Below are 14,326 nucleotides of genomic sequence, written 5' to 3' on the forward strand. Positions count from 1 at the left end.
CCATTCATTAAAATCTATACTATGGAGATCACACCATCCTCCACTCTCTTGGAATAATCAATTTTAACTACTCTTCCTCATCAATGAATTTAAACATATCAATTTTGATTTTTAGTTTACCACTTTATTTCAAAATTTTCAATAGTTATTTTTTATTTTATTATATTTTTTCCCGCTATCTTACCAAAAACTATAGCGTCTGGAAGGGCATTTCCTCCTAATCTATTTCCACCATGTATACCACCAGTTACTTCCCCTGCTGCGTATAAACCTTGAATAGTTTCTCCTGATTTATTTAGCACTTGGGTTTTTTCATTTATTTTCAATCCACCCATGGTGTGGTGAACTGCTGGATGTCTTAACGTCGCATAGTATGGCCCTTTTTCTATTTTATTTTTCCACAAACCACGATTGAAGGAATCTTTTTTATTATCTACAGCTTTATTAAATTCATCTATTGTTCCTTGCAATACTTTTTCATCAACTTTAATCTTTTCTGCTAATTCTTTTATGGAGTCAGCTTTTATTATTGTTCCCTTTTGTATTAATTCCTCTACATTATCACCAAGTTCATTCTTTTCTTTTATTATTTGAGAGTCATTTATCATGTAATATTGTCCATCTTTTTGTTTCATTATTGCTTCACATAACTTGTCTCTTCTATTATCTTCATTTATAAATCTTTTTCCTTCTTTATTTACAAATATGGAATTTTCTACGTTTATAGTTGGTCCAGTAAGCTCTATAGCCATTGGAAGCAACTGAATATATTCCATTCCAATTAAATCTGCTCCTACTTTTTCTCCCATGACTATACCATCACCTGTTGCTCCTGGATGATTAGTAGTTGGTTTATCTGCTGTTAGGCTTGGAACATATTTTGTTCTCATTTCTACATTAGCAGCAAATCCTCCTGTTGCTATAACTACACCTTTTTTCCCTCTTAATTCAAGTGGATTTTTATCCTTATCTTCAGCCTTAACCCCTACCACTCTGCCGTTTTCAACTATAAGCTCTGTAGCCTTTGTATTAAGCAATATTTCAACACCTAATTTATCTCCAGCTTCTTTTAATGTATTCATATATCCTGTCCCTGCTGCATCTGAAGCTTGATGGGTTCTTGTCCATAAAGAACCTACCACAGAACCTATTTTTTCGTTAAACTCCATGCCATAGGATTGCAACCATTTTTTCCCTTCAAGAGAACCTTCAACAAGAATTTTAACTAACTTTTCATCTGCCTTTTTATCTCCACCTTCAAAGGTTTGTTTAAAATGCTTATCTATTGAGTCTTCTATTCCCTGAGCCTTTTGAGCTTCTACATCAACTGCATTATATGCTCCACCGGATCTAATAGTATTTCCACCTATCATAGGCATCTTTTCTAATACTATTACTTTGGCTCCCTCTTCCGCAGCAGCAACAGCAGCGGACATTCCAGCGCCACCTGCTCCAATCACTATAACATCCGTTTCCTTTTTAACTAATTCTTTTTTTGATGAATCATCACCTTTTGATACCTTTTTTAGCTCATCAATATTACCACCAGCATTTTTAAGTGCTAAAGTTATAGCTTCTATAACCCCGTTACTTGTTACTGTAGCACCTGAAATAGTATCTACAGCTAAACTTTGCTTCTCTATTATCTCCTTTGGTATATCATTTAAAGCTGGATCGCTTAAGCCCTTAGTTTCTTTATGTTCTAATATTTTTATATCTTTTATTTTCTCTCCATCCACTTCCACCTCAAGCTTAATATCTCCATTATGTCCTTTGGCTTCAGCAGTGTATTTTCCCGCTTTAAATTTTGTTTCCTCTCCAGAAGTATTTTTACTTCCTCCACAGCCTACAAGAGAAAACATAAAAATTAAAGTCATAACCATTGCTAGCTTTTTAAACCTCTTCATTATAATACATCCCCTTTTAACTTTGTTATATTTTATACAATTATTATATTACATTCCACTAATATTTTCCAACAATTATTATGTAACATTAAATATTCTTGTGATTTTTTATAAAAAACAAGATTTATTCAATAAAAAAACAAAGTATTAGAGTAATTATTTCTCTAATACTTTGTTTTTTTATTAACATTATTTAAATATATGCATAAGATTATTAAACATATCTTTTTCTTCTTTTATTCTATCTTCATTTCCTAAAACACATATATATTGCTCTTTCATACAATCTCTAGCTATAGGTGCTAATTTTTTAATATCATCCACTTTTGTGTCTAATATTTCTTCTCTCTCCCTTTGAATATCTTCATCTTTAACTCCACTAAAATAATTAGCTGAAGCCTTATCACCTTTCATAGATGCTGTAAGAGGAGAATCCACATCACTTACCGTTCCAATTATATATTTTGTCATACCTCTTTCATCTTCCATAAAGTTTTCTATATATTCAAATGCTCTATCATAGACATCTAATGTATTTTTTAGATGAGGATCTCTATAGGATACAAAATACATATTACCATTTCTATTAAATCCTCCAAAGCATCCATAAGCCCCACCTTGCACTCTTACTTTATTCCATAGATAGTCAAAACTTACAATGGTCTTTAACACCTGCATTGTGCCTGTGTACTTATATCCTAGTTTTTTAAAGTTGTATCCTTTTGCATTATATTGTACCTTTCCTGAGGTCATCAACCCTTCGTTTTCAGGTTTTAGAGCAAAATTGTAAGAATACTTTTCAAAAGTATTCTCCCCAAGTCCTTTTAATAAAATAGGAAGTTCTTTTTGAAACTCTTTATAATCCTCTTCTTCTAAAGTAATACTTATAGTTACATTCTCTTTGTTGAATATTAATTTACATAACTTATTTAAATTACTTTCTATTTCTTCCTTTTTACTTTCAAAGTTTTCTTCAAGATCTACCACAAAGTGATACAAGTTTATTCCGGATACCAACTCTAAATATGCTCCTACAGCTGAAAAGTAAGATGCTACCCTTCCTACAGCCACCATATGTCCTCTATCAAATATAGTCATTTCCATTCTTGATTTTAATTCTGAAAGTATTTCTTTAATCCTTCTACTATCATCAAATTTACTACTTCCAATTTCCTCTACCAATAACTTAAACAAATCGCCCATCCTTGAGGCTAGAACTTTTGCCTTCACTTTAAGCATAGGGGTAAATTCATCCACATTAACACTATTTGAATAAGCTGTTGATGAATAATAAATTCCACCAGTATTTATGTTTACTTCCTTTGACAAATCTTCATAATCATGTTTTTCCGTACTTACTTTCCCCAAAACTCCAGCCAATAGTCCTATATATGGAATTAACTCCTGAGGAACATTTCCAGTATTAAAGTATAAATCTACATAGGCAATCTTATTTGTAAATATATCATGTTTTAATACCTTTATTCCACCTTCATCTAAGACTTCTATAGGAAGTTTTTCCGCTTCTCTATTTATATCTTCTATTGATAAAAGAGGAATCTTTTCTATGGCTTCTTGTGAATCTGGAGTGTTCTGTCTCTTAGTAAGTTCTTTTGTATCATCTAGAATTTTTTTCAACTCATCCTTTGATAAATCTTCTTTATAAGCTTTTAACTTTTCCTTTGTATTTCTGTCTTTTTCTTCTGCAAGACCCTTTTTAGGCTTTACAATTAAAAGTGAACTGTGATCGCTTTTTAATATATATTCATTTATAAGCTCCTCAAAATATCCCTTTTCCGCTCTTTCTTTTATTTTCTTTAATTGTGGCTCATAATTTAAATGCATTAAAGGATGATTATCATAAAGCCAACTATCCATGCATTTTATACCGTATATAAGCCCTTTTGGATATCCACCATAGTCAGCTTCTCTTAAGTAAAATTCTTTAATATTCAATGAAGATTGAATTAATTTTTTATCTATTCCCTTATCCACCAATTCTTTCAAAGTAGCAAATACTAGATTTTTAAATTCAGCTTTCTTATCCTCATTGGAGTTTTTAACTATTACACTTAAAGTTGGTTGTAGAACACTATTATCAAAGCTTCCAAATACATCTTTACCTATGCCACTTTGTATAAGTGCCTTTTTAAGTGGAGCTGCTGGAGTTTCCAATAATAAATGCTCTAAAATTTCAAAGGCTAAATATAACTCTGCATCTGTTACTTCTCCAACAACAAAGTTTAAACTTAAGAAAGTTTTATCTCCCTCCCCCTCATTCTGAGAAATAGGATATTCCACTACATTTTCAACCATGTTTTCAAAAGGTTTTTGTATAGCTATGGAAGAATCTATATCAATCTTTTTAAAATCTTTTAAATAATTATTATGTATAAAACTTAATTCCTCTAAAGTATCTCCATCACCATATAAGAATATATAGCTATTTGATGGATGATAGTATTTCTTATGAAAGTTAATAAAATTCTCATATGTAAGTTCTGGAATATGCTCTGGATCTCCTCCTGATTCTACTCCATAGGTGGTATCAGGAAATAAGGATTCAGGTATTTTTCTCATAAGTATGGATTCTGGTGAAGAGAAAGCACCTTTCATTTCATTATATACTACTCCCTTATAGGTTATTTCCCCTTCCAAATCCTCTAATTCATGGTGCCAACCTTCCTGCATGAATATTTGAGGATACTTATATATATTTGGATATAAAACTGCATCTAAATATACATCCATTAAATTAAAAAAATCTTTTTTATTCTTACTAGCAACAGGATACATTGTCTTATCTGCAAAAGTCATAGCATTTAAAAAAGTATTCAGTGATCCCTTTATAAGTTCTACAAAAGGCTCCTTTGATGGAAATTTTCTTGAACCACATAAAACTGAGTGCTCCAATATATGAGCTACACCTGTGCTATCCTGTGGTGGAGTTCTAAAGCTTATAGAAAAAACTTTATTATCCTCTTCGTTTTCTAGCTTTAACAATTTTGCTCCTGTATCTTCATGTTCAAAAATTAGAGCTAGTGAGTTTACTTCTTCTACAGTTTTTTTATCCACCAATTTAAAACCGCTATAAATTTCACCTATTTCAAAATTCATTTCATTACCTCCTAATATTTTATTAACATTATAATAAATCCCTCATAAAATATATTATAGGCAATAAAGATAGAAAAAAATATTAATTTTATATAAATTTATTTTATATTTATTAATTAAGTGTGTTTAAACTTATAAATAACTTATTGACTAATTATGTTATTACTGTTATTATTTTATTAATATAAGTCGAATATTGTATTAAGGAGGATTCACTAAATGAAGTCAACAGGTATAGTTAGAAAAGTCGATGAACTAGGAAGAATAGTAATTCCAATTGAATTAAGAAGAACATTGGATATTGAGATAAAAGATTCTTTAGAAATTTTTGTAGATGGTGAGCAGATAATACTAAAAAAATATAACCCTTCATGTATATTCTGTGGCGATGCAAAAAACGTTAAGCACTATAAAGGTAAAATTGTATGCCAAAACTGTCTAAATGAATTAAAAGAAGATAAGTAAGATTACCGTAGCTTGCAAAGCATTTTTGCAAGCTATTTTTTATTTTAAATTATCAGCTTAACATTATTAATTTACTTACCCTACTAAATTTACCTAATATTAATCATTATTGCAATATCATATACTGAAAATTAAATTTGTTCATTAATAATTTACAATTTAGCCTTTCGTTAAGTATATAATAAATAGTGAATTGAGGTGAACTTTTTGGATAAAAAAATAAAAGTAAAAATATCAAATAATGCTTATAATCAATTAGTAAATTTATTTGAATATGATGATCAATATAATTGCTTAAAATTAACATATAATCAAGGTTGTTGCAAAACTCCAAAGGTTTCAATCTTCCTAGACACAATAAAGGAAATAGATTTTGCAGATAAGGTGGAAGATATATCTATAGTCTACGATGAAGAACTTGTAGATAAGGTAGATGAGATACAGATAATATATACAAATAAAGGATTCATGGTAAAAACCGCTTCTGCAAATGAGACAAATGAAACCAAAGGGTGTGCTTCCCGTAGCAATGGCTGCGGTAGTTGCAGTGGCTGCGGCAAAGGATGCCATAAATCCTAAAAGAATATATAAGCAATATTGTAAAATATAAAGGAACTAACTATGTAGTGAGAGAAAGGATTTTTTTAAAGTGTCCTCACTATGTGCTTAGTTCTATTTTTTTACCCAATTACCTTTGTTAAAATTATAAATGTGAAAACAATTTATGTTTATGGCAAATAAAAAAATGCTACACAATGCTTCTTATGCTGTCTCGCTTCAATAAGAACTTCTAAAATTTATTTTATAAAAATCCCTAACGCTGACAAACTCCCTTCGTTCAAACATGTACAGCATCTTAACGGCATTTTTCTAAAATAAATTAAGAATTTCTAGATTTTGCTCAAATGCATAGATCACATTACATAGCATTTTTAAGTTTTGCACAATGAAATTGTAAAGATAAATATTTGAGAGAAAAATTGGTTACATCTCATGTTAAGGTTCAATCCCCGTAAAATCAACATTCCTTATTTCTATGATACCACATCCTCCTTGATTTTGATCTTTTCTTTAAAATAAGTAATATATTTAGTTTTTTAAATTCTTTGATATTGTAAAACATATAAGAGCTAAGCATGTAGTGAAATAGCGACTTTTTTGGAGCGGCTTCACTGCGTGCTTAGCTCTTTATTTGGTAAACTAAATTACTTTTGTAGAAATTTATGAATGTGAAAACAATTTAAGGGTGTAGTAAATAAAAAATGCTATTCTACATATTCAATTACTTTATCAATAAATAGTATACCTTCTAAATGGTCAATTTCATGGCAGAAACATTTTGCCAAATCTCCTGTACCTGTTACTGTAATTTCTTCACCATTTTCATTTAATGCTTTTACAGTTACCTTATATGGTCTTAAAACATAACCCCATTTGTTAGGAATACTTAAGCATCCCTCAATAACTTTTTGAGAACCTTCCTCTTTAATTATTTTAGGATTAACTAGCTTTATAAGGCCTTGCCCCATATCAACTACTACGAGTTTCTTAAGAATTCCTACTTGGCAAGCCGCTAGTCCACCGCCATTTTCTGTATTATACATAGTATCAGCCATATCATTAAGTATTTGCCTTACTCTGTCATCTACTATTTCAACTTCCCTAGACTTTTTTCTCAAAATATCATCGTCTAAATGTCTAATATTTCTTAAAGCCATTTCTCTTAACCTCACTTATCGTTATTAATATCTTCTATTACTTTATCAAAGCTATCATATATTTTACCATTGTTATTTTCAATCATACCTATTATGTATTGATTGAATCCCCAAGGAATATAATTGCTTTCATATTGATTAGAGGTAGTTTTTCTTATATCAGACAAATGTGCTTTTATCTCCTTTTTAGGAATATATCTCAATATATCTTCTAATGTGTAACCTTCTTCGGCTAATTGATGAATATAGTTACAAGCCCAAGCAATAGCTAACTCAGCCATCACTCCTTCGTCTTTGGTAGATATATCTGCTACTATCACATCAGATTTTAATACTTTTTCAGTATCCATTGTAAATATATCGTTAGCAGTAGGCAGTTTTGATTTATCATTGCAAGGAGCTTCTATAGGATTGTAGAATTCAATATCTGTATTTTTTAATTGTTCTCCTTCGTACAATCTTTGCTTAACATCTGCTTCATTGAATAAACCTCCTGCTATATAACCTTGTTTTTGCTCTGGGGTGTAATTAATCATAATTTTTTTCATACATAGCTCTCCTTTATTTATATATAAACTACTTATAATTTCCTTTCGCTCTCCTGAAAAAGAAATATCTCCTCAATAGTGCTATCATATAATTTAGCAATATCATAGGCCAACCAAATAGATGGTTCAAATTTTCCTGTTTCAATTGCATTAATAGCTTGCCTTGATACACCTACAAGTTTTCCAAGCTGCTCTTGGGTAAGTCCACGAGCTTCTCTAAATTCTCTTACTCGATTCTTCATATTTTCACTTCTCCTATGTAAGGTTAACCTTACATAATAACTATATATCCATATAATCTTTATGTCAAGTTAACCTTAGATAGAAATTATATAATAACTAAAAAAGAATTTGCTCAACAATGTGTTTCACAAATTCAATAAATATTATATCATCTATTTAAACTTAGCTTTTATCTCTTTTATTATTTTTTCCATTTAATACCTTTTAAAATATGAAAATTTTACCTAGTTTCATTTTTGATCATGTGAATAAATTCTTTAACATTATTACTGCACATAAGCGGAATATATTTTCTTATAATGTCTATATCTAAATCCCACCACTTAATTTCTAATAACATTTGTATTTCTTCTTTGGAAAATCTTTTCTTCATTTCTTTAGCTGGATTCCCTGCCACTATTGTGTAAGGTTCAACATTCTTAGTAACTACTGCTCGTGATCCTATAGCAGCACCATCACCAATTTTAACTCCAGGCATTATCATAGCCTCAGTTCCTATCCATACATCATTTCCAACAATAGTATCTCCCTTTTTTTCAAATCCATCTAAAGCATTTTCATTAAGGTCTGCCGTATAAAAAAACGGATATGTTGTAATCCAATCATGCTTATGACCTTGATTACCAGCCATTATAAATGTTGCTCCAGAACCAATAGAGCAAAACTTTCCTATTTTAAGTTTATCTACGCCATCCATATCTGGCGAAAGGTACCTAACACAGTAATCTTCAAAATGTTTTTCATGATAATATCCTGAATAATATGTGTAATCTCCCACTTCTATATTTTTATTTGTTATATAGTCTTTAACTATATAACCATTCATCCAAGTTTCAAAAACTTTATTTTCCAAATTTAAACACCTCTATTTTATATTATTATGTTATTCTTTAGCCTTTAAATAGATTAGCTACTGCTTTTTGAATCCATAAATATGAATCTAAAAAACAGTAGCCCAATCCTCACAGTTCCATATATCCGTTACTATATCTCTATAAAATTCTGCTTCGTGACATACTAAAAGTATACTTCCTTCATACTTTTTTAGTGCTCTCTTAAGTTCATCTTTTGCTTCCACATCTAAATGATTTGTCGGCTCATCTAGGATTAGTATATTTGTGGGTTTATTTATAAGCTTACATAGTCTAACCTTGGCTTGTTCTCCCCCACTTAATATAGATACTGTGCTTTCTATGTGTTTATTTGTCAGTCCACATTGCGCTAATGCACTTCTTATTTGATATTTATTATATCCTTGAAGGTCATCCCATACTTCATCTATAACAGTGTTAGTATTTAATTCTTTAATTTCTTGCTCAAAGTATCCTATTTCTTGATAATCCCCTACTTTAACTTCTCCACTTATAGGTTTAATTAATCCCATTAAACTTTTTAATAATGTGGACTTTCCTAGACCATTGGCTCCAACTAAAGCAATCTTTTGCCCTCTTTCCATTGTTAGATTTAGGGATTTACTTAGTGGTTCACTATATCCTATAACTAAATCTCTTGCTTCAAAAATCATCTTTCCTGATGCTCCGGATAACTTAAATTGAAACTGCGGTTTTGGTTTTTCACCTGCAATCTTTATCTTTTGCATTTTATCTAACTTTTTTTGTCTAGCACTTGCCATGCCCCTTGTTGCAGCTCTCGCTTTATTTTTTTCAACAAAATCTTCAAGCCTAGCAATCTCTTCTTGTTGTCTTTCATATGCAGATTTTAATTGCTTTTTCTTTATTTCATATGCTTTTGTAAAGTTCTCATAATTACCTATATATCTTGTTAATGACTTGTTTTCAATATGACATATTATATTAACTACGCTGTTTAAAAATTGTATATCATGTGATATTAATATGAATGCATTCTGGTAATTTTCTAGATATGTTTTCAACCATTCTATATGCTCTTCATCAAGATAGTTTGTAGGTTCATCTAGTAATAATATATCTGGCGCTTCTAAAAGAAGTTTGGCTAATAAAACCTTAGTTCTTTGTCCACCGCTTAAGTCTGTAACTTCCTTATCTAATCCTAAATTTCTAAGTCCAAGTCCTGCTGCAACTGCTTCTATCTTAGAATCTATACTGTAAAATCCATTGTTATCTAACATATCTTGAATATTGGCTGCCTGCTGAAGGGCTTTGCTCATTTCTTCTTCATTCATTTCACCTATTCTATCATATAAATCCTTCATCTTACTTTCCATATCAAAGAGATATGAAAAAGCTTCTCTTAACACAGATTTTATAGATTTTCCTTTTTTAAGCTCAGTATGCTGATCCATATATCCAATTCTGATTTTATTGCTCCACTCTATTTGTCCCTCATCTGGCATCAATTTATTTGTTACAATATTCATAAAAGTTGACTTTCCTTCACCATTATCCCCTATAAGTCCTACATGCTCTCCTTTTAGCAGTCTAAAAGATACATCTTCAAATATTACTCTATCTCCAAATCTATGGCTCATATTTTTAACAGTTAAAATGCTCATTACTATTACTTCCCTTACTTCCTTTTTTTAAATTTTCCTCTGAGAATTCACTTATTGAAGATTGCTCCTTCTACTCACATCATATCATTGGCTTTTCTCACTTCTCAAGTTCATAAATGATTCTGTATCAAAGTGGTTCATACTTAATTCTAAAATTGCAAATAAAAAAATCGGTATTAATTTATCTATATTGATAATATTAAAATACCGATTTGTATTTATATTATTTGTTTTTCTTCTCTAATTATTCTTCTAATACTATGCTCAGTAAGATAGTATTGATGAGCAAGCTCTTTAATAGATATTCCTTGATTGTATAAATCAAAAATCTCTCTATTTCTTTCCTTCAAACTATCTTTTGCACCACTATTCTCTCCCCAAGCTTTCTTATTCTCACATTTTACAGGTATATATAAATACCCACCCTCTATATACTCTTGAATTAATTCAATTACATCTTCTGGCAATATATTTTGTGCCTTTTCATATTTCATAATCCTTGCTCCTATCTACTTTTTAATCTGTAAATAATGAAGCAAAGACCACACAAAACAATTTTAATCTAAATTAATCTAATAAAATTCGGCTCTGAACAAAACTTTGTTCCCTCTGCTTCATGTAGTCTTTGCGCAGAGCCTAGGTGGGCAGTACGTTTTATTGTAGATTTCATACATAGTCCTCCTATCAATTTGAATTTATATTACTGAACTGAGTCTAAAGTAATTTTATCATATATATTTATAAAGTAAAGATATACGACTTTTATTATAATAAGAACACTTACATAATTAAAGCATATTTTAAAATTGTGACTATAGAGGTATAATTTAAGTAATAGCTATAAAATAATAAATAAAACATTATAAAAATATTAGGAGATGTTTATATGAATTTAAATAGGAATGATTTATGTTGGTGTGAAAGTGGATTAAAATATAAAAAATGCCACATTGAATTCGATAAAAAATTAGAAATTTTAGAAGCACAGGGCTTTCAGGTTCCACCAAGAGAAATCATTAAGACTAAAGAGCAAATTGAAGGTATAAGAAAAAGTGCTGAAATTAATAATGCTGTACTGGATTTAGTGGCCAAAAATATAAAAGAAGGTATGAGCACTGAAGAGATTGATAAATTAGTTCATGATTACACTGTATCTCAAGGGGCAATTCCAGCAACTCTTAACTTTGAAGGATATACTAAGAGCCTTTGCACTTCAATAAATGATGAAGTGTGCCATGGTATTCCTAGTGAGCATAGAATTCTTAAAAATGGAGACATAATAAATATAGATGTATCCACCATATTAAATGGATATTATTCAGATGCTTCAAGGATGTTCATAATTGGAGAAGCAAGTGAGGAAGCAAGAAAGTTAGTAGAAGTTTCAAAGGAATGCTTGTATAAAGGTATCGAAGCTGTAAAACCTTGGGGATTTTTAGGTGATGTAGGGGCAGCAGTTCAAGAGCATGCAGAAAAGCATGGCTACTCTGTGGTAAGAGATTTTGGTGGTCATGGTATTGGACTTGAATTTCATGAAGAACCTTTTGTAGCTCACAATGGTAATAGAGGGGAAGGCATGGTTTTAGTGCCTGGTATGATATTTACAATAGAGCCTATGATAAATGCAGGCTCCTATGAAATAGTAATAGATGACGAAGATGATTGGACAGTATTCACTGAAGATGGATCTCTTTCTTCACAATGGGAACATACAGTACTAGTAACAGAAGATGGGGTAGAGATACTCAGTAAATAAATTCTTATAAGTCTCAGCTGGAGCAAATATTTCTTATAAAAAAACTCCAGCTGAAACTAAGAATCAATAGCCTCCTATCTTGTGTTAATCTAAAATTATACTTAACTATATTTTAATCATTCAGCTCCATCCACTTTTCAAACATTATGTCTAATTCTTCTTGAGTACTTGCTCTTTCCTTATCTAACTCTACTAACTTATCATAGTCGCTTCCATTATTATTGATTTCATTGTCTATATTTTGTACTTTTCTTTCAAGTTCTTCTATTATCTTTTCTAATCTCTCCACTTCCTTCAACTTATTACTTACTATGTTTTTAGGCCTTTCTATATTTTGTGGTTTATTTATTTTATCTTTGCTAGAAATTTCTGTATTACTTCTTTTGATTTCTTTTTCCTTCTCCTTATAATATTCATAGTCTCCATAATAATTAATAATCTTTTTATCTTCTATTTCACATATCATTTCTGCAATTTTACTTATAAAAAATCTATCATGAGATATAAAAAATATAGTTCCTTTAAACTCCATTAATGCTTCTTCAAGCATTTCTCTTGAATCTATATCGAGGTGGTTTGTAGGCTCATCAAGTATAAGCAGATTTATATCATTTTGAATTAATTTACAAAGTTTAAGCCTGCTTTTCTCCCCTCCTGAAAGACCTTTAACCTTTTTAAAAACACTCTCTCCATAAAATAAAAATTTAGCTAATATTCCTCTAGCTGATCCCTCTGAAATAGTCATGTCTTCTCTAAATGTTTCAAGCACAGTTAGCTCTTCATTATCAAAGATTATATTCTGGGGAAGATATCCTATTTTAATATTAGACCCTAACTTTATTTCACCATAATCTGGTTTAAATTCTCCCAAAATTATTTTTACGATAGTTGACTTTCCACTTCCATTGTCTCCAATTAATGCTATACGCTCCTTATATTTAACATCCAAACTCACATCCTCTAATATTTTTTTATCACCAAAACTTTTTCCTATACCTTTAAAACTTACTACATCCTTACCTGATCTATCAGTCTCGGCAAAATCTAACTGGATTTTAGGCTGATTCACCATTGGTTTATCAATTTTTTGTATTTTATCTAACCTTTTTTGCATACTTTCTGCTCTTTTAAAAAACTTTTCATTATCCCCTTGAACGGCCCATTCTCTAAGCTGTTTTATAGCTTTTTCCATAGCTTTTATTTTTTTCTGTTGATCTTTATAAGCTTCAAATTGTTCAAAAACTCTTCTTTGTTTTTCTTTAACGTAATAAGAGTAATTACCATCATAAAGGGAGGTTTCTCCATCCTCTATTTCAACTATTTTCGTTACCACTCTATCTAAAAAATATCTGTCATGAGATATTACTATCACCGTACCTTTATATGCTTTAAGATAACTTTCAAGCCATTCTATTGATGCCATATCCAAATGATTTGAAGGCTCATCAAGGAGCAGTACATCTGGATTTTGCAATAGAATTTTACCTAATATTACAATAGTCTTTTCTCCACCACTTAAACTTATGAAGTCTCTATTTAAAAAATCCTCATTAAATTTTAATCCAGTGCAAATCTTGCTTAATTTTTCTTCTATTTCATAACCACCTTTTGCTTCATAAACTTCACTGAGCTGAGAATATTTTTTTAATGTATGCTCTAATTCTTCTGCATCTAAGGTAGCCATTTCCACTTCTAATGTTTTTAGTTGTTTATTTATTTCATATTGAATTTCAAAGGCAGTTTTTAAAACATCCACTACTTTAAATTGTCCAGGGAAATTAGGTATTTGATCTAAATATCCTACTACTGAATTCTTTCGTATAGTTATGGAACCTTTATCCTGTTTTTCAATACCTGCAATAATTTTAAAAACTGTAGTTTTACCAGTACCATTTCTCCCTATTAATCCAATTCTTTCTCCATATTGAGCTTCAAAAGTAATATTGCTAAAAATTCTATTACCTCCAAAATATTTTTCTACTTCTTTTAACGCTAATTCTATCATAATTAACTCCTCCCTTATGTCTTAATTAATATTGATTTTTAAAAATAATAAAACCCGAGCAAGAAACACTTAC

Annotated in this window: 12 protein-coding genes and 1 other annotated feature (1 of these 13 only partly in view); of the genes, 3 read left to right on the forward strand and 9 right to left on the reverse strand. The window is 30.2% G+C overall.

All coding sequences use genetic code 11. The features are described from left to right. Positions 1-93 (reverse strand) — a binding site (T-box leader); it reaches 150 nt to the left of the window's first position. Between the two features lie 59 nt (positions 94-152). Continuing rightward, positions 153-1,907: a flavocytochrome c gene (locus RYO54_RS03865; protein ID WP_315115967.1), complete on the reverse strand. Its 1,755-nt coding sequence runs from the start codon at positions 1,905-1,907 to the stop codon at positions 153-155. A gap of 189 nt (positions 1,908-2,096) precedes the next feature. Further along, positions 2,097-5,024, reverse strand: coding sequence for an insulinase family protein (locus RYO54_RS03870; RefSeq protein WP_315115970.1), 2,928 nt, complete (start codon positions 5,022-5,024; stop codon positions 2,097-2,099). A 219-nt stretch (positions 5,025-5,243) separates the two neighbouring features. Between RYO54_RS03870 and RYO54_RS03875 the strand changes: the two genes are divergently transcribed. After that, a complete protein-coding gene (locus RYO54_RS03875; protein WP_315115972.1) occupies positions 5,244-5,489 on the forward strand; it encodes an AbrB/MazE/SpoVT family DNA-binding domain-containing protein in 246 nt (81 codons plus the stop codon). A gap of 207 nt (positions 5,490-5,696) precedes the next feature. Then, entirely contained in the window at positions 5,697-6,068 is a 372-nt protein-coding gene (locus RYO54_RS03880) for a hypothetical protein (protein WP_315115974.1), read from the forward strand. A gap of 686 nt (positions 6,069-6,754) precedes the next feature. On the opposite strand, the gene def is transcribed toward RYO54_RS03880, so the two are convergent. The 6 genes from def to RYO54_RS03910 form a co-directional block, all read right to left on the reverse strand. Next, entirely contained in the window at positions 6,755-7,207 is a 453-nt protein-coding gene (def, locus tag RYO54_RS03885; protein ID WP_315116197.1) for a peptide deformylase, read from the reverse strand. Positions 7,208-7,218: 11 nt separating this feature from the next. Further along, positions 7,219-7,755: a nucleoside 2-deoxyribosyltransferase gene (locus RYO54_RS03890; RefSeq protein ID WP_315115977.1), complete on the reverse strand. Its 537-nt coding sequence runs from the start codon at positions 7,753-7,755 to the stop codon at positions 7,219-7,221. Positions 7,756-7,787: 32 nt separating this feature from the next. Further along, entirely contained in the window at positions 7,788-7,997 is a 210-nt protein-coding gene (locus RYO54_RS03895) for a helix-turn-helix transcriptional regulator (protein ID WP_315115980.1), read from the reverse strand. Positions 7,998-8,218: 221 nt separating this feature from the next. Further along, complete coding sequence (locus tag RYO54_RS03900; protein ID WP_315116199.1) at positions 8,219-8,824, reverse strand: CatB-related O-acetyltransferase; 606 nt, start codon at positions 8,822-8,824, stop codon at positions 8,219-8,221. A 114-nt stretch (positions 8,825-8,938) separates the two neighbouring features. After that, positions 8,939-10,492: an ABC-F family ATP-binding cassette domain-containing protein gene (locus RYO54_RS03905; protein ID WP_315115981.1), complete on the reverse strand. Its 1,554-nt coding sequence runs from the start codon at positions 10,490-10,492 to the stop codon at positions 8,939-8,941. A gap of 218 nt (positions 10,493-10,710) precedes the next feature. After that, positions 10,711-10,986: a CD3324 family protein gene (locus RYO54_RS03910; RefSeq protein WP_315115982.1), complete on the reverse strand. Its 276-nt coding sequence runs from the start codon at positions 10,984-10,986 to the stop codon at positions 10,711-10,713. Positions 10,987-11,378: 392 nt separating this feature from the next. Here RYO54_RS03910 and map point away from each other — a divergent pair, with 392 nt between their 5' ends. After that, positions 11,379-12,248, forward strand: a complete 870-nt coding sequence (gene map / locus RYO54_RS03915) for a type I methionyl aminopeptidase (RefSeq protein ID WP_315115983.1) — start codon at positions 11,379-11,381, stop codon at positions 12,246-12,248. A gap of 112 nt (positions 12,249-12,360) precedes the next feature. Here map and abc-f read toward each other — a convergent pair whose 3' ends face one another. Then, a complete protein-coding gene (gene abc-f, locus RYO54_RS03920) occupies positions 12,361-14,253 on the reverse strand; it encodes a ribosomal protection-like ABC-F family protein (protein WP_315115984.1) in 1,893 nt (630 codons plus the stop codon). Positions 14,254-14,326: the final 73 nt, after the last annotated feature.

The sequence above is a fragment of the uncultured Clostridium sp. genome (assembly GCF_963515715.1).
Classification (GTDB): Bacteria; Bacillota; Clostridia; order Clostridiales; family Clostridiaceae; genus Clostridium_AW.